The 16988-nt window shown below is 70.9% G+C and carries 14 protein-coding genes and 1 riboswitch; of the genes, 13 read left to right on the top strand and 1 reads right to left on the bottom strand.

Annotation, left to right across the window (positions count from 1 at the left end; translation table 11 throughout):
• Positions 1 to 19: 19 nt before the first annotated feature.
• Positions 20 to 1741: a ClcB-like voltage-gated chloride channel protein gene (locus tag FHY06_RS04890; protein WP_184603645.1), complete on the bottom strand. Its 1722-nt coding sequence runs from the start codon at positions 1739 to 1741 to the stop codon at positions 20 to 22.
• Positions 1742 to 1796: 55 nt separating this feature from the next.
• Positions 1797 to 2050, top strand: a riboswitch (cobalamin riboswitch).
• Between the two features lie 98 nt (positions 2051 to 2148).
• On the opposite strand from FHY06_RS04890, the gene FHY06_RS04885 reads away from it, so the two are divergent.
• The 13 genes from FHY06_RS04885 to FHY06_RS04825 all read left to right on the top strand — a co-directional run bounded on the left by FHY06_RS04885 (position 2149) and on the right by FHY06_RS04825 (position 16982).
• Positions 2149 to 4065 carry a TonB-dependent receptor domain-containing protein gene (locus tag FHY06_RS04885; protein WP_145758589.1) on the top strand — a complete coding sequence of 639 codons (1917 nt, stop codon included), beginning with the start codon at positions 2149 to 2151 and terminating at the stop codon, positions 4063 to 4065.
• Positions 4050 to 5477: a cobyrinic acid a,c-diamide synthase CobB gene (locus FHY06_RS04880; RefSeq protein ID WP_184603643.1), complete on the top strand. Its 1428-nt coding sequence runs from the start codon at positions 4050 to 4052 to the stop codon at positions 5475 to 5477. The genes FHY06_RS04885 and FHY06_RS04880 overlap by 16 nt, the downstream gene beginning before the upstream one ends.
• Positions 5455 to 6054: a bifunctional adenosylcobinamide kinase/adenosylcobinamide-phosphate guanylyltransferase gene (locus FHY06_RS04875; protein WP_019652369.1), complete on the top strand. Its 600-nt coding sequence runs from the start codon at positions 5455 to 5457 to the stop codon at positions 6052 to 6054. The genes FHY06_RS04880 and FHY06_RS04875 overlap by 23 nt, the downstream gene beginning before the upstream one ends.
• Entirely contained in the window at positions 6051 to 6926 is an 876-nt protein-coding gene (locus FHY06_RS04870; RefSeq protein WP_184603641.1) for an ABC transporter substrate-binding protein, read from the top strand. Before FHY06_RS04875 ends, FHY06_RS04870 begins: the two co-directional genes overlap by 4 nt.
• Complete coding sequence (locus FHY06_RS04865) at positions 6923 to 7951, top strand: FecCD family ABC transporter permease (protein WP_145758586.1); 1029 nt, start codon at positions 6923 to 6925, stop codon at positions 7949 to 7951. The genes FHY06_RS04870 and FHY06_RS04865 overlap by 4 nt, the downstream gene beginning before the upstream one ends.
• On the top strand, positions 7948 to 8736 hold the full coding sequence (locus FHY06_RS04860) for an ABC transporter ATP-binding protein (protein WP_019652372.1): 789 nt from the start codon (positions 7948 to 7950) through the stop codon (positions 8734 to 8736). The genes FHY06_RS04865 and FHY06_RS04860 overlap by 4 nt, the downstream gene beginning before the upstream one ends.
• A 66-nt stretch (positions 8737 to 8802) precedes the next feature.
• On the top strand, positions 8803 to 9372 hold the full coding sequence (gene cobO / locus FHY06_RS04855) for a cob(I)yrinic acid a,c-diamide adenosyltransferase (protein ID WP_019652373.1): 570 nt from the start codon (positions 8803 to 8805) through the stop codon (positions 9370 to 9372).
• Positions 9373 to 9453: 81 nt separating this feature from the next.
• Complete coding sequence (gene bluB / locus FHY06_RS04850) at positions 9454 to 10143, top strand: 5,6-dimethylbenzimidazole synthase (protein WP_184603639.1); 690 nt, start codon at positions 9454 to 9456, stop codon at positions 10141 to 10143.
• On the top strand, positions 10143 to 10616 hold the full coding sequence (locus FHY06_RS04845) for a MotA/TolQ/ExbB proton channel family protein (protein ID WP_019652375.1): 474 nt from the start codon (positions 10143 to 10145) through the stop codon (positions 10614 to 10616). The genes bluB and FHY06_RS04845 overlap by 1 nt, the downstream gene beginning before the upstream one ends.
• Positions 10613 to 10969, top strand: a complete 357-nt coding sequence (locus FHY06_RS04840; protein ID WP_019652376.1) for a DUF2149 domain-containing protein — start codon at positions 10613 to 10615, stop codon at positions 10967 to 10969. The genes FHY06_RS04845 and FHY06_RS04840 overlap by 4 nt, the downstream gene beginning before the upstream one ends.
• Complete coding sequence (gene cobN / locus FHY06_RS04835; RefSeq protein ID WP_184603637.1) at positions 10966 to 14979, top strand: cobaltochelatase subunit CobN; 4014 nt, start codon at positions 10966 to 10968, stop codon at positions 14977 to 14979. Before FHY06_RS04840 ends, cobN begins: the two co-directional genes overlap by 4 nt.
• Positions 14980 to 15000: 21 nt before the next feature.
• Complete coding sequence (cbiB, locus tag FHY06_RS04830) at positions 15001 to 15969, top strand: adenosylcobinamide-phosphate synthase CbiB (RefSeq protein ID WP_184603635.1); 969 nt, start codon at positions 15001 to 15003, stop codon at positions 15967 to 15969.
• Positions 15966 to 16982 carry an aminotransferase class I/II-fold pyridoxal phosphate-dependent enzyme gene (locus tag FHY06_RS04825; protein WP_132751153.1) on the top strand — a complete coding sequence of 339 codons (1017 nt, stop codon included), beginning with the start codon at positions 15966 to 15968 and terminating at the stop codon, positions 16980 to 16982. Before cbiB ends, FHY06_RS04825 begins: the two co-directional genes overlap by 4 nt.
• Positions 16983 to 16988: the final 6 nt, after the last annotated feature.

Below are 16988 nucleotides of genomic sequence, written 5' to 3'. Positions count from 1 at the left end.
AAACCCCTCGCGAGTCGCTTCAGGCCTCGCTCAGCCGCACGTAGGTGGCAAGCAGCGCGCTCTTGGCGACCACGCCCAGCAACACCGGGTTGGCGGCGCTCTCGATCAGCGGAAGCCGCTCGCCCAGGTGGTCGAGGAAGCGCTGCAGCGCCTCGCCGAGACCGGTATCGGCAGTGACCGGCTGGATCGCCTGCGAGAGCAGGGCGCCTGCCGTCGTCTCCTGCGGCGCGGTACCGAGCGACGAGAGCGGCACCACCCCGAGGTAGCGGTTGTCCGCGTCCACCACGTACAGGTACTTGACGGGGTACTGCAGGAAGAGCCTGCTCATCGCCTCGCGGTCCGCCTGCGGGCCGACCACGGTCTCGGCCGGCTGCACCAGGTCGCGCATGTGCAGCCCGCGCAGGCGCATCTGGTCGTCGCGCTGGGCGTTGCGATGCAGCGTGATCTCGTACATCGAGCCCGCGTTGGCCGAGCGCGCCACGAAGTACGCGATGACGCTCGCAGCCATCAGCGGCAGCATGACCTGGTAGCTCAGCGTCATCTCGAAGATCATCAATATCGCCATCAGCGGTGCCTGCGTGGCGCCCGCCAGGAAAGCGCCCATGCCGACGATGGCATAGGCGAACGGCGCCGAGCTCGCCGCCGGCCACAGCGCCTGCACGCCCTGGCCGAAGAGCGCGCCGATCATGCAGCCGAAGAAGAGCGCCGGCGTGAACACGCCGCCCACGGCGCCCGAACCGGCCGTCGCCATCGTCGCGACCGCCTTGGCGAGCAGCACCAGCGCGATCAGCGTCCATGCCCATGGCGTGTGCAGCACCGAATTCACCACGCTGTAGCCGTTGCCCCAGACCTCCGGCATCGGCACCGACACCGCACCCATGACGAGCCCGCCCAGCGCCAGCCTCCACGGCAGCGCGAGCGGCAGCCGCGAGAACAGCGCCCGGCTGCCCTGCAGCGCGCGCAGGAAGCCCACCGCCGCGAAGCCCAGCAGCACGCCGAGCACGCAGAACAGCACGACCTCGGTGCCGTGGATCTCCGGGAACGGCGGCATCTTGTAAGGCGGCTGGTAGCCCGGCAGCGCCCGCATCGCGACGTTGGCCACCACCGACGCGATGATGATCGGACCCACGCTCTCCATCGCGATGGAGCCCAGGACGATCTCCGCGACGAAGAAGGCGCCCGCGATGGGCGCGTTGTAGGCGGCCGTGAGGCCGGCCGCCGCGCCGCAGGCCACCAGCAGCCGCAGCCGTTCGGCCGGAAAGCGGAACACCCGCCCGAGCAGCGAGGAGGCCAGCGCCGCCAGCTGCACCATCGAGCCCTCCCGCCCGATCGAGCCGCCAGTGCCGATGCTCATCAGCGACGACGCGCTGCGCGCCAGCGTCTGCGCCACCGGAATGCGCCCGTCGCCGAGCACGATGGCTTCCATGTAGTCCGACGTGGCGCTGCGCGAAGCCACGCGCCTGGCGAGCACCAGCAGCAGCCCCGCCACCAGCCCGCCCAGGGTGGGGCAGGCGATGCGCGCCCACCATGGCAGCTGCTTCGCCATGGCGACCAGCCCCTGGCCGGGGCCGAGCACCAGGTGCTCGAAGGCGAGGAGCGCGGCGCGGAAGAGTTCGGTCGCCAGCGTGCCGAGCAGTCCGGCCACGATCGACCACAGAAGCATCGACTGCCAGCCCGAGACACCGAAGAGCCGCTGCAGCGCCGAACGCAGGTTCAGGAAGATCGAGGCGGGCCGCATCATGGTCGTCGATGGTAGCGGGGCCGCAACTTTCGACTTAAGAGGTGCATGGCAGGACATAGAATTCCGCCCGTTGGTGCTCGCGCCGTGGTTCGCACGGCGCAGTTCAACGGGAAGCAGGAGTGGAAGCCCCGGTTCGCACCGGAACAAGGCCGAAGCCGCCTGCGCTGCCCCCGCAACGGTCAAGCAGACGGCGCCGCAAGGCGCCAACACCTTTCCATCGAGCCACTGGGCGCCCTGAAACAGGCGCCTGGGAAGGCGGCAAGGCGTCGTTCTGCCAGCCCGGATACCGGCCAACGAGGCGGCTGCCGCATGCGTCGAGGATCGAATGACGAACGCATGCGCGGCCATTGCGCCCAGGCGCCGGCGGGGAGGCCGGCCAGGGGTATTGACGTTCGTTCGCTTGATTCATGATTTCCCGTGTTTGCTCTTTCCGCGGTAGCGCTCCTGCGCGCCGCTTCCGCCACGCCTGCCTGCCGCTGGCGCTGGTTTCCGCCTTCGGCGGCATGGCCCATGCGCAGGAGGCTTCCACCCTGCGCGAGACGGTGGTCACGGCCAACCGCACGCCTCAGGCGTTGTCGGAGCTCGTGGGAGACGTCTCCGTCGTCGACAGCGAGACCATCGAGCGCAGCGGTGCGACCGGCGTGGCCGACCTGCTTTCGCGCCTGCCCGGCATCGAGATCTCGCGCTCCGGCGGCGTGGGCAACACCACCAGCCTCTTCATCCGCGGCGCCGAGACGCGCTTCACCGCCGTCTACCTCGACGGCGTGCGCATCGATTCGCAATCGACCGGCGGCGCCGGCTGGGAAGGCATTCCGCTGTCGCAGATCGACCGCATCGAGGTGCTGCGCGGGCCGGCCGCCGCGGTCTACGGCTCCGACGCCGTGGGCGGCGTGATCCAGCTCTTCACCAGGCGAGGAGAAGAGGGCGTGTCGCCCTACGCCGGCATCGGCTTCGGCAGCAAGGGGCTGCGCAGGATCGAAGGCGGCGTGAGCGGCAAGTCAGGCCTCTTCGACTACTCCTTCGGCGTGGCGCATGAAGAGAGCAAGGGCTACAACGTGCAGCCCGTGAGCAAGCGCAACGTGACCAAGGACGGCTTCACCAGCCCCGACCGCGACGGCTACAACAGTACTTCGGGCAACGCGAAGCTGGGCTTCCAGATCACGCCCGACCAGCGCATCGAGGCCACGCTGCTTTCCAGCGACATCAAGGCCGGCTACGACGCAACTGTGTCCTACAGGACCAAGCTGCCGTTCCTGTTCGCCAACGACATTTCGAGCAACAAGCTGCAGACCGCCGGCCTGAGCTGGTCGGCCAAGTGGAACGACGTCTACAGCACCCGCGTGCAGGTGACCGACTCGCAGCAGGTCTACAAGACCCAGCCGTCGTTCTACCGTACCGAGACCCGCCTGCGCGGCTACCTCTTCCAGAACGAATTCCGCTTCGGCCCGCACCTCGTCACCGCCACGCTGGAGCGCCGCGAGGACGCCCTGGAGAACGCGCCCACCACCACCTCGAAGCTGCTCGCGCGCGACCGCTCGCAGGACGCGATCTCGCTCGGCTACGGCTTCGTGCAGGGCCCGCACTCGCTGCAACTGCACGTGCGCCACGACAAGGACAGCGAATTCGGCGGCAAGACCACCGGCAGCGCGGCCTACGGCTACGCCATCACGCCGTCGCTGCGCTTCACGGCCTCGGCAGGCACCGCCTTCCGCGTGCCCACGCTGTACCAGCGCTTCAGCGAATACGGCCTGGCCACGCTCAAGCCCGAATCGAGCCGCAACCTCGAGCTGGGCCTGCAGTACACCGAGGGCGCGACCCAGCTGGGCGTGGTGGCATACGCCAACCGCGTGCAGAACCTGATCGTTTTCGACGGCTCGGCCAAGGGCTGTGCTTCGTCGTTCGGCTGCTACTCCAGCACCGCCCGCGCTCGCTACCAGGGCGTCACGCTCTCGGGCAGCCACCGCATCGGCGACGTCACGCTACGCGGCTCCCTCGACTTCCAGGATCCGCGCGACCTCGCCACCCACAACCTGCTCGCGCGCCGCGCGCAGCGCCACGCCACCCTGGGCGCCGACTGGCGCATCGCGGGCTGGACGCTGGGCGCGGAGGTGCAGACCTCCAGCCGCCGCTACGACGACGCCGCCAACAGCGTGAAGCTCGGCGGCTACACCGTGCTGAACCTGTCGGCCACCACCCAGCTCACGCGCGACATCAACCTCGTCGCGCGCGTCGACAATGTGGGCAACAAGGACTACCAGTTCGCGCGGCTGTACGCCAATGCCGGCCGTACCGCCTACGTCGGTCTCAAGTGGACGCCTCACTAAGCAGCCAAGCACTCCAGCCGGGCGGCGCCGCCGGTGCCGCGGCGGCCTCCTGCGCCGCCGTGCTGGTGGCCGCCCCGGCCTCGGGGCAGGGAAAGACAACGGTCGCGGCCGCGCTGGCCCGGCTGCACGCGCGCCAGGGCCGGCGAGTCCGCGCCTTCAAGTGCGGGCCCGACTTCCTCGATCCCCACTGGCTGGCGCTCGCCACCGGCGCACCTGTGCATTCCCTCGACCTCTGGATGACGGGCGAGGCCGACTGCCGCGCGCGCCTGCACGAGGCGGCCGTCGAGAGCGACCTGCTGGTCATCGAGGGCGTGATGGGTCTCTTCGACGGCAATCCCAGCGCCGCCGACCTTGCGCAGCGCTTCGGCGTGCCGGTGCTGGCGGTGATCGACGCGCAGGCCATGGCCGGCACCTTCGGCGCGCTGGCCTACGGGCTGCAGAACTTCCGCGACGGGCTGCCTTGGGCCGGCGTGCTGGCGAACCGGGTGGCCAGCGAACGGCACGGCGCCATGCTGCAGGAGGCGCTGCGCGACCCTTCGCAATGGCTGGGCGCCTTGCCGCGCGACGCCCGCTTCACGCTGCCGGAACGGCACCTGGGCCTGGTGGCCGCCACGGAGCTGGGCGATGCGATGTCGCGGCTCGATGCGGCCGCCGACGTGCTGGCCGACGCGCCGCTGGGCCGCATGCCCGTCGGCGAGCTGCCGCAGGTGCGCTTCGAGGCCCTTGCATCCGACGAGGCACGAGCCGTGCCGCCATTGCTCGCGGGCCGCACCATCGCGATCGCACGCGATGCAGCGTTCTCGTTCATCTATCCGGCAAACCTCGATGTGCTCGGGGCGCTCGGTGCCGAGCTGAGCTTCTTCTCGCCGCTCGCAGGCGACGCCTTGCCGCGGTGCGACGCCGTCTGGCTGCCCGGCGGCTACCCGGAGCTGCATGCTCCGGCGCTGTCGGCCCGCACGGCGCTGCGCGAATCGCTCGCTGCGCACGTCGCCGCCGGCAAGCCGGTGTGGGCCGAGTGCGGCGGGATGATGGCGCTGTTCGACGAACTGGCTCTTCAGGAAGACGGTGGTGAAGTGCACCGCCTCTGGGGCCTGCTGCCTGGTCGGGTGACCATGCAGAAGCGGCTTTCGGGCCTGGGGCCCCAGCAGCTCTCGCTCGATGGCCACGTCCTGCGCGGACACACCTTCCACTATTCGAGCTGCGAGACACCGCTCGTGCCGGCCGCGCGCACCGCCCGTCCCGGTGCCGCGCAGGCCGTGGGCGCGCGGGCCGGGGAGGCGCTGTACCTGCATGGCCCGGTGCGCGCGAGCTATTTCCATGCGTGGTTCGCCTCCAGTCCGCAAGCCACCGCGCGCCTTTTCGGCGCCATGCCCATCGAGTTGGAGAGCCATGCTGCATTCGACCAAGCCTGAAGCCGTGGTGCACGAGTTCATCCTCGGCGGCCAGAAGAGCGGCAAGTCGCGCCGCGCCGAGCAGCGCGCCGTCGACTGGCTCGCGGCCGGTGCCCGTGCCCGCCGCGCCGTGCTGATCGCGACCGCCCAGGCCTACGACGACGAGATGCAGGAGCGCATCGTGCGCCACCAGGCCGACCGCGCCGAGCGCGTGCCCGGCATGCGGACCATCGAGGAGCCGGTCGAGCTCGCGCGCGCCATCGTCACGCAGAGCACGCCCGAGACGCTGGTGGTGGTCGACTGCCTCACGATGTGGCTGACCAACCTGCTGATGCCGATGCCCATCGAAGACGCCCGCCCCGTGACGCGCACCCCCGCGACGCACATCGCGATGCTGCTGGTTGCGTTGCGCGATGCGCCGGGCCCGGTGGTGCTGGTCGGCAACGAGATCGGCCTGGGCGTGATACCGATTGGCCGCGAGACGCGCGCCTTCGTCGACGCCCTGGGCCGGCTCAACCAGGACGTGGCCGCCGCATGCGGACGCGTCACGCTCATGGCGGCCGGCCTGCCGCTGAGCCTGAAGGCGCCCGCCGCATGAGCATGAAGAAAATCCGCAATCCGCTCGCGGCGATCGGCCTCGTCCTGGTGGCGCTGGCCGCGCATGCGCTCGACGTGGTCGACGAGCGCGGCGTGTCGGTGAGCCTGCCGCAGCCGCCGCAACGCATCGTCACGCTGCTGCCTTCGCTCACCGAGTCGGTCTGCGCGCTCGGGGCCTGCAACCGGCTGGTGGGCGTGGACCGCTACTCCAATTCGCCCGAACAGGTGAAGGCACTGCCGCAGCTCGGCGGCGGCATCGATCCGAACGTGGAGGCCATCGTCGCGCTCAAGCCCGATGCGGTGCTGCTGGCCAAGTCCTCGCGCGTCACGCAGCGGCTGGAGGCACTGGGCATGAAGGTGCTGGTGCTCGAACCCAAGAGCCACACCGACGTGCGCCGCGTGCTCGACAAGCTCGACCAGGTGCTGGGCACGCATGAGGCAGCGAAGGTCTGGCGCGTGATCGACGCCAGCGTGTCGGCCGCCGCGCAGTCGGTGCCCGCGGGGGCGAAGGGCATGCGCGTGTACTTCGAGGTCAACAGCGCGCCGTATGCGGCGGGCGAGTCGTCCTTCATCGGCGAGACGCTCTCGCGGCTGGGCATGAAGAACATCGTGCCCGCATCGCTGGGCCCGTTCCCCAAGCTCAACCCCGAGTACGTGGTGCGCGCGAACCCCGACCTCATCATGGTCAGTGTGCGCAGCGCGCAGGGGCTGGAGCAGCGGCCCGGCTGGGCTGGCATCCGCGCGGTGCGCGAAGGCCGCATCTGCCGCTTCAGCGCCGAGCAGTCCGACGTGCTCGTGCGGCCCGGCCCGCGCATGGACGAGGCGGCACGGCTGATGGCGCAGTGCATCGTTGAAAAGGGCGGCAAGCGATGAATGCGGCTGCTGCCAGGCACACGGCCCATCTGCGCCGCGTACTGCTGCTCGGCGCCGGCCTGCTGGTGCTGGGCGCGGCGCTGATGCTGCTGGGCCTGGGCATCGGCAGCACTGGCTTCGAGAGCCTGTTCGCCGCACGCCACGACCCGGTGGCGCTGCAGATCGTGTGGGACATCCGCCTGCCGCGCACGCTCGGCGCCTGGCTGGCGGGCGCGCTGCTGGGGCTGGCCGGCGCGGTGGCGCAGGGGCTCTTTCGCAATCCGCTGGCCGACCCGTACCTGCTGGGCAGCGCCTCCGGCGCCTCGCTCGGCGTGGCGGTGGCGCTGCTGATGTTCGGCGGCTCGGCCGCGAGCATGCAGTGGGTGATGCGGCTCGGGCTCACCGGCGCCGCCTTCCTGGGCGCGGTGCTCGCAGTGATGCTCACGCTGATGCTGGCGCGCGGCGTGCAGCAGACGCTGCGGCTGCTGCTGGCGGGCGTGATCGTCGGCGTGGTGCTCGGTGCGGCGAAGGACCTCATCACCATCGCATCGGCGGACATCCTCCAGGCGATCCAGGGCTTCATCCTCGGCAGCACCGGCCTCGTCGGCTGGAGCGCCTGCGCGGTGATGGCGATGGTCGGCACGGCCTGCCTGCTCGCGGGCTGGGCGCTGGCACCGGTGCTCGACGGGCTGGCGCTGGGCGAAGCCACCGCGCGCAGCCTGGGCCTCCCGCTGGGGGCGATGCGCGCGGCGCTGGTGGTGGTGCTGGCGCTGGCCACCGGTGCGGCCGTGGCGCAGACCGGGCTCATCGCCTTCGTCGGCCTGGCGGCGCCGCACCTGGTGCGCTCGGCCGTCAAGACCACGCATGCGAGGCTGATCGTGCTGTCGGCGCTGATGGGCGGGTTGCTGCTGATGGCGGCCGACCTGCTCGCGCGCTGGCTGATCGCGCCGCAGGAACTGCCCGTGGGCGTGCTCACGGCCGTGCTGGGCGGCAGCTACCTGCTGTGGCTGATGCACAGGCGCAGCGCGCGGAGCGGGGTGGCATGAGCCGCAGCAACGACATCGACGCGGCGCTGGAAGCGCACCGCCTGAGCGCCACGCTCGGCGCCAGCGAGGTGCTGCACGGCATCGACCTGAAGCTGCGGGCCGCGCGCTGGACCAGCATCGTCGGCCCGAACGGCGCGGGCAAGTCGACGCTGCTGAAGGCGCTGGCGGGGCTGCTTGCTCATCGCGGCGAAGTGCGGCTCTTCGGCGAGGCGCAGGACAGGGTGCCCGCCCGCGTGCGCGCCCGCCGCCTTTCGTGGCTGGGCCAGAGTGGCACGGGCGAGGGCAGCGCCGACGACCTGATGGTCTACGACGTCGCCATGCTCGGCCGCCTGCCGCACCAGCGCTGGCTCGCCACGCCAGGCGCCGCCGACCGCGAGGCCGTCGAGCGCGCACTGCGCAGCACCCAGGCCTGGGACTGGCGCGACCGCCCGCTGGGCCAGCTCTCCGGCGGCGAACGCCAGCGCGTGCTGCTCGCCCGGGCGCTCGCCGTCGAAGCCGAGGCGCTGCTCATGGACGAACCCCTCGCCAACCTCGACCCGCCCCACCAGGCCGACTGGATGAAGATCGTCCGCACCCTCGTCGCCGAGGGCCGCACGGTGGTCAGCGTGCTGCACGAACTGCCGATGGCCCTGGCCGCCGACGAAATGGTGGTGATGGACCAGGGCCGCGTCGTGCACCACGGCACCTGCGACGACCCGGCCACCCATGCCGCGCTGGAGCAGGTCTTCGACCATCGCATCCGCGTGCACCGCGTGGCTGAGCAGTGGATCGCGCTGCCCCTATGAGATGCGGGATCGAACGCGCCCTCTGCGTCCGGCAACCCGCATTCGCCAGCCTTGAAAGACCGACAAATGCAAATTGAGACCCCACCCAGCGAAAAGCCCTACGAGAAGCCGGAAGGCGAACGCCGCGGCATCGTCATCGTCAACACCGGCGACGGCAAGGGCAAGAGCACGGCCGCATTCGGTCTGGCCTTGCGCGCCCACGGCCGCGGCAAGGCCGTGAAGATCTACCAGTTCATGAAGGTGCCGACCGCGCGCTTCGGCGAGCACCGCATGTTCGAGCAGATCGGCATTCCCATCGAAGGGCTGGGCGACGGCTTCAGCTGGAAGAGCCAGGACCTGGAGCGCTCGGGCCAGCTCGCACGTGACGGCTGGGAGAAGGCGAAGGCGGCGATCCTCTCGGGCGAGTTCTTCCTCGTGGTGCTCGACGAGATCACCTATCCGCTGATCTACGGCTGGCTGCCGCTCGAAGGCGTGCTCGAAACCCTGCGCGCGCGGCCGAAGCACGTGCACGTGGCGCTCACCGGCCGGCGCTGCCCGCCGGAGATCATCGAGCTGGCCGACACGGTGACCGAGATGACGCTGGTCAAGCACGCCTTCAAGGCCGGCATTCCCGCGCAGCGCGGCATCGAGGATTGACATGGGGCGCGCTCACGCCGACGGGGCACATTCGCGCAGGGGAGTACCCGGTGGCCTGTGCACCCACCCCGAAAGAGCAGCGTGACTACCCCGGCTTTCACCAAAAAAGACAAAGAGGCGGTCTACCGCGCCATCCACGAACGCCGTGACATGCGCCATTTCGCAGGCGGCCAGGTGGAGCCCGACGTATTGCGAAGGCTGTTGGAAGCAGCACACCACGCGCCCAGCGTGGGCTTCATGCAGCCGTGGCGATTCATCCGCATCCGTGGCGAGGCGCTGCGGCAGCAACTGCACCGCGTCGTCGAGCAGGAACGCGTGCTGACGGCCCGCGCCCTTGGCGAGCGCGAGGACGAATTCATGCGCCTGAAGGTGCAGGGCCTGCTCGACGCGGCCGAGCTGCTGGCGGTGACGCTGGCCGACGGCCGTGAGAAGCACGTGTTCGGCCGCCGCACGCTGCCGCAAATGGACCTGGCCTCGGCCTCCTGTGCCATCCAGAACCTCTGGCTCGCGTCGCGCGCCGAAGGGCTGGGCATGGGCTGGGTGTCGCTGTTCGATCCGGCCGAGGTGTCGGTGCTTCTGGGCCTGCCCGAAGGCGCCGAGCCCATCGCCTTGCTGTGCCTGGGTCCCGTGCACCAGTTCTATGAAGAGCCCATGCTGCAGCGCGAACGCTGGGCGAAGCGCGAACCGCTCGCGTCGCTTGTGTTCGATGAAAGCTGGGGCCTGCCTTCGGACCTGTTCGACAAACCTTCTTCCTCCACGGAGCCGACCTGATGCTGGCCTTCGACACCGTTCTCTTCGAGCTTGCGCGCCTGTTTCTCTGGCCGGTGACGCTGGGCGTGCTGCTTTCTTTCGTCTATGCGGTTTACTGCCTTGGCGCGTTCGCCATCGAGTATCTGCAGCGCCGCCGCGATCCATTGCGCGCGCTGGTGCTGCAACGCCATGCCGCCGCGAGCCAGGAGCAGATGGAGCTGGTGGTGCTCAAGCAGCTCGAGGGCGTGCGGCTGTGCAGCCGCGTGGCGCCGATGCTGGGGCTGATCGCCACCATGATCCCGATGGGCCCGGCGCTGGTGGCCGTGGCCTCGGGCGAATCGCAGGGCGTGGCGCAGAGCCTGGCGCCGGCCTTCGCGAGCGTGATCGTGGCGCTGGCCTCCGCCTCGATCACCTTCGTGGTCTACACCGTGCGCCGCCGCTGGCTGATGCGCGAGCTGGTGACGGTGCTCGATGCACGGGACCGCCTCTCATGAGCCGGCGCCAGTTCTCGATATTGAGCAGCCTGGACAGCGACGACGACGACCCGGTGCTCTCCACCATCAACCTGATCGACGTGTTCATGGTGGTGATCGGCATGCTGATGATCGCGGTCATCAACAACCCGATGAACCCTTTCGCGCAGGACAAGGTGACGATCATCCGCAACGAGGGCCAGCCGAACATGGAGATCGTGACGCGCGAGGGCCGCAAGATCACGCGCTTCAAGGCCAGCGGCGCGACCGGGCAAGGCGATGGCGAGAAGGCCGGCACCGCCTGGCGGCTGAAGGACGGGACGATGGTCTACGTGCCGGCCGATGCGGAGCCGGCCGGCTCGGGCGGGAAGTGACCCGGCTTCTTCTTTTCGCCTGGCTCCTCCTCGGCGGGGCGGGATTCCTCCTCCCGGCGCACGCGCAGCCGCAAGGGACGAATCGCGTCGTCGTGCTGAGCACCTCGCTGGTGTCGCCGGCGCGCGTGGTGAGGCTGCAGGCAGCGGCGCGCGAGGCGGGGGTGCCGCTGCAGGTGCTGTCGGCGTCGCAGGACTCGCCCGAGGCGCTGGCCGCGGCCATCGACGGGGCCAGCCTGCTCGTGATCGACGCGCCGCACGTCAGCGTGGCGCAGGCCGCCGCCGCGCGGTTCGGCGATGCCGTGTCGCGCAGCACGGTGCCCTATGTGCTGGTCGGCGAGTTCGCTCTGGTGGCCAAGGGCCAGACCACCGCCGCTGCGCCGCTGGCGGCGCAGCGCGGTGTCGATGCCCCATGGGCCCAGCGGCTGCGCGAGTTCTGGCGCTTTCCGGGCGCGGCCAACCTGGTCGCGTCGATGAAGGCGTTGCGGCAGCCGGGCGGGATGCAGGGGCTGCCGGAGCCCGTACCGCTTCCGCTCGCCGGCATCTACCACCCCGGCTGGCCGCGCGTCGAAACGGACGTGGCAGCCATCGAAATGCTGGCGGGCAGCGGCACGGTCGCCATCGCCGTCAACAGCGCCACGCTGGCCGGCGACGACACCGCCTGGCTCGATGCGCTCATCGCGTCGCTGGAGGCCCGCGGCCTGCGCGCCTATGCCTTCTACGGCCCGCGCCAGCAGAAGGATCTGTTCTTCCGCATGACGCACGACGGCGAACGCCGGGTGGCCGATGCCATCGTCAACGCATCGCTGGTCTTCAGCCCCAACGAGCGCAAGGCCGAGCTGGAGCGCATCGGCGTGCCGGTGCTGCAGACGCTGCCCTCGCTGGCGATGGACGCCGACCAATGGGCGCGGAGCAGGGACGGCCTCGCGCAGACCGACATCGCCTCCTACTACAGCCCGAGCGAGCTGGCTGGCATGACCGACCCGATGCTCGTGAGCGCACGCGATGCGGCGAGCGGCACGCTGCAGCCGCTGCCCGCGCAGATCGACGCCGTGGCCGCGAAGCCCGCCGCGCTGCTGCGGTTGCAGCGCACGCCGCCGGCCGAGCGGCACGTGGCGATGCTGGTCTACAACTACCCGCCGGGCGAGGCCAACTTCGGCGCCTCCTTCCTGAACGTGCCGCGCAGCGTGAGCAACATGCTGGCGGCGATGAAGTCGGCCGGCTACGCCACCGAACTGCCCGGCACCGATGCGCTCATCGCCCAGGTGCAGGCGACGATGCGGGCCTACTACCCGAACCCCGCGGGCCAGGGCGACGAGCTGCAGCCGCTGCTCGACAGGGACCTCGCCGACACGCTGCCGCTGGCCGACTATCTCGCATGGTTCCGCGCGCTGCCGCAGGAAACGCAGCGCCGCATCGAAAGCTACTGGGGCCCGCCCGGGAAGTCGACCATGCTGCGCGCCGTGGCGGGCCAGCAGTCCTTCGTGATCCCGCGCGTGCGCTTCGGCAACGTGGTCGTGCTGCGGCAGCCGCCGCGCTTCGAGCCCGGCACGCAGGTGGTGGGCAAGGCCGGGCAGGTCTATCACCGCTCGGCCGTTCCGCTGAGCCACGGCTACCTTGCGACCTATCTCTGGCTGCGCCAGCGCTTCGGCGCCAGCGCGGTGGTGCACGTGGGCACGCACGGCACGGTCGAGTGGTCGGCGGGCAAGGAGCGCGGGCTCTCGGTGCAGGACGATCCGCTGCTCGCGCTCGGCGACCTGCCCAACGTGTATCCCTACATCATGGACAACCTCGGCGAGGCCACCACCGCCAAGCGGCGAGGCCGCGCGACCATGGTGAGCCACTCGACGCCGCTGTTCGCGCCCGCCGGCTTCCGCCCCGGCGTGCAGGAGATGCACGAGCGCATGCACGAGTGGGAGACGCTATCGCCGGGCGCCGTGAAGACCGCACTGGAGAAGCAGCTCACGGCCGAATTCGCCGAGCACCGCTACGACCGCGACCTGGGCTGGACGCCCGCGCGCATCCGCGCCGATTTCGCGGGCTTCATCGCCGTGCTGCATCCCTACCTCGACGAGCTCGCGCAGACCGCGCAGCCGCTGGGCCTCGCGACCTTCGGGCAGGCGCCCGACGCGCAGCGCCGGCGCATGACCATCCTGCAGATCCTCGGCAAGCCGCTGGTCGAAGCACTCGGCGAGGACATCGACGAGGCTTTCCTGATCGACGCGAAGAGCGTCGCCGCCTCGCGGCCCGCGCGCTGGGTGGAGCAGGCGCTCGTCGACGCGCAGGCCGCGAGCGCCATGGGCAGGACGCCCGCCGACCGGCAGAAGCTGCTGGAGCTGGCCGGGCGCGCGCGAAAGCTCGACGAGGTGCTCACGCACAACGAGGAAATCGAGGGCCTGCTGACTGCGCTCGACGGCCGCTACCTCAAGTCGAGCTATGGCGGCGACCCGGTGCGCAACCCCGACAGCCTGCCCACCGGGCGCAACCTCTACGGTTTCGACCCGAGCCGCGTGCCCACGCGCGCGGCCTGGGAGACCGGCGTCGCCGCCATGGATGCCTGGATCGCGCAGCACACGAAGACGCATGCCGGCAAGCCGCCCGGGAAGATCGCCTTCACCCTCTGGGCCGGCGAGGCCTCGCGCCACCAGGGCGTGCTGGAGAGCCAGGCCTTCTACGCGATGGGCGTGAAGCCTCGCTGGGACGAGGGCGGGCGCATGGCGGGCATCGAGGTCATTCCCGCGTCGCAGCTGAAGCGGCCGCGCATCGATGTGCTGGTCAGCGTCACCGGCTCCTACCGCGACCAGTTCCCGGCCGTGATGCGCTGGCTCGACGAAGCGGTGCAGCAGGTGTCGGCGCTGCGGGAGCCCGGCAATGCGGTGGCGCGCAACAGCGAGGCGATGGCGCGCAGGCTTCGCTCGGAAGGCATCGCGGCGGACGAGGCGCAGCGCTGGTCGACGGCGCGCGTGTTCTCGAACGAGCAGGGCAGCTACGGCGCCGGGCTGGAGGAAGCCGCGCTCGCGAGCGACGTATGGAAGAACCAGCAGCGCGGCGGCGGCGACGCGCAGATGGCGCAGCTCTACATGGATCGCATGGGCCACGCCTACGGCAAGGGCCTCGACGGCGCAGCGCGTCCGGGCGCGTATGCCGGCAATCTCGCGCAGGTGGACGCGGCGCTGATGGCGCGCAGCTCCAACCTGTACGGCGTGATGACCAATGACGATCCGTTCCAGTACCTCGGCGGCATCGCGCAGGCGGTGCGGCATCTCACCGGCAAGGACCCGGCCCTGTACGTGCAGAACCTGCGCGACGGCACCGAGGTGCGCACCGACACGGCGGCCGGGGCCATCGCGCGCGAGATGCAGACGCGCTACCTGCACCCGCAGTGGATCGAGGCGCAGAAGGCCGAGGGCTACAGCGGCACGCTGCAGGTGCTGAAGACCGCGCAGTTCCTCTGGGGCTGGCAGGTCACCGCGCCGCAGGCGGTCCGGCAGGACCAGTGGCAGTCGCTGCACGACGTGTACGTGCGCGACCGCTACGGGCTGGGCACGCGCGAATGGCTGGAAGGCGACAACCGCGCGGCCTTCGCGCAGACCCTGGAGCGCATGCTCGACGCGGTGCGGCTGGACTACTGGAAGCCCGATGCCGCCACGCGGCGCGAGCTGGCGCAGGCCTATGCGCAGGCGGTGCGGGCGACGGGGCTGCGCGAGCGCAATGCGGGCGTGCAGCGCTTCGTGCAGGCGGAGCTGTCGCCGGCTCCGGCTTCTTCGCCCATGCCGGCTCCGGCGGTCGCGCCCGCGGTGGTGCAGGCGCCTGCACCGGCCCCTGAATCTGCTCCCGCTCCGGACGGCCCGCAGCCCGTCAGCGGCCTGAAGCTCGAGCCGACATCGGCGGAAGCACCACCGCCCAAGGCCGGCGAAGCCATCGTCCTGCGGCTCTGGATGGCGCTGGGCGCCGCGCTGCTTCTTGCGTTCGGCGCGACGACGCAATGGCGCCGGGGCAGGGCGGCCGCCTGATTCGCGAGAATGGCGGCTTCCATGCCCTTGCCGAGTTCCGAATACGCCATCGCCTTCGCCGCCGCGCTATGGATCGCGCTGGCCGTCGATCGCTGGCTGGGCGAGCCGCCCGCGGCGCTGCATCCGGTGGTGTGGATGGGTCGCTATCTGGGCATGGGGTCGCGCATCGCGCCGCGCATGCATCAGGCGAAGGCGGTCGATCTGTCGATGTTCTTCTGCGGCGCGCTGGTGTGGTGCGTGGGGGCGATGTGCGTCTGGGGCATCGCGATGGGCCTGCAGACGCTGGCGATGCTGCATCTGCCGGCCTGGGCGGTGGCGCTGGCGCTGGGCCTGCTGCTCAAGCCGCTCTTCGCCTGGCGCATGCTGCGCGACGAGGTGCTCGCTGTCGAGGCGGCACTGGGCGTTTCGCTCGATGCCGGGCGCATGCAACTGGCGCGCCTCGTCAGCCGTGACGTCGAGCGGCTGAGCGAGCGCGAGGTGCGCGAGAGCGCCATCGAGTCGCTCGCCGAGAACCTCAACGACTCGCTGGTGGCGCCCGTCTTCTGGTTCGTGCTGCTCGGGCTGCCGGGCGCGGCGCTCTACCGCTTCGCCAACACCGCCGATGCGATGTGGGGCTATCGCGGCGAGCGCAGCGGCCGCGACTGGACCTGGTTCGGCAAATGGGCCGCGCGTGCCGACGACGTGCTCTCGTGGATTCCCGCGCGCATCACCGTGGCGCTGCTCGCGCTGGCGGCATGGCGCTGGCCCGGCGGGCTGGCGTTCGAGGCGCGCCGCACGCCGTCGCCCAACAGCGGCTGGCCGATGGCCGCGATGGCGCTGCTCTTGGGCGTGCGGCTGGCGAAGCCCGGCGTGTACGCGCTGAATGCCGAAGGCGCCGCGCCGACGCCGGCCGACACCGGCCGCGCCGCGCAGCTCGGCCAGCGCGGCGTGCTGCTGCTGGCCGGCGCTGTCCTCCTGATCGCGGCCGCGGTGCTGCTCTTCATGCCATGACCGACGCCGATTCCCTGTTCACCCACGGCGGCCCGGACGCGCTCGGCGCGCCCGCGCACGACTTCTCCACCAACGCGAACGCATGCGGCCCGTGCCCCGAGGCGCTGGAGCGGGTGCGTGCCGCCGACCTGTCCCGCTATCCCGATCCGGCTTACACGGCGCTGCGCGAGCAGCTTGCGGCCATGCATGGCGTGCAGGCTTGGCGCATCGTGCTCGCGGCCGGGGCCAGCGAATTCATCCGGCGCATCACGACCTGGGTAGCGCTCGAAGACCGTGGCGGGCATGGCGAGGTCGTGCTGCCAGCCATGTCTTATGGCGACTACGCCGCAAGTGCCCGGGCGCTCGGGTTGCAGGCGGTGCGTGCGCCGGCTGCGGCGCGACGGCCATTGCTGGCCTGGTGCTGCGAACCCTCCACGCCGCTCGGGCAGGTGCAGCCGGGCATCGGCGAAACCGTCGACGCGCTGCCCGAAGGCGTGCCCTGCGTGCTCGACCGCGCCTACGAGCCTCTGCGACTGGAAGGCCGCCTCGCGCTCAACCAGCGTCAGCTGGATCGCGTCTGGCAGATGTGGTCGCCCAACAAGGCGCTCGGCATGACCGGCGTGCGCGCGGCCTATGCGATCGCCCCGGTGGATGCGCAGGACGCGGTGCAAGCGCTGGTTCGCCTCGCGGCCTCGTGGCCGGTGGGCGCGGAGGGCGTGGCGATGCTCTCGGCCTGGACGCAGCCCGGTGTGCAGCAGTGGCTGCGCGACAGCCTCGCCACCCTGCGCGAATGGAAGAATTCGCAGACGGCCCTGTGCCGGGAGATCGGCTGGCAGGTCTGGCCGAGCGAGGCGAACTTCCACGTCGCCAGGCCGGGTGCAGACGATTTCGCCGGCATGCTCGAGCGCCTGCGCGCGTCTGGCATCAAGCTGCGCGACTGCGCCTCCTTCGGCCTGCCGGGCCATGTGCGCATGGGCGTGCTGCCGCCGGCCAGCCAGCAGGCGCTGAAGCAGGCCTGGACAGGCGCCGCCTGAACGCCT

Origin of the sequence: Variovorax atrisoli (assembly GCF_014195185.1) — a bacterium.
In the GTDB taxonomy this organism is placed as follows: domain Bacteria; phylum Pseudomonadota; class Gammaproteobacteria; order Burkholderiales; family Burkholderiaceae_C; genus Variovorax; species Variovorax atrisoli.
The sequence above is the reverse complement of the archived record's forward strand: the minus strand, read 5'-3'. Positions and strand labels throughout refer to the sequence as shown.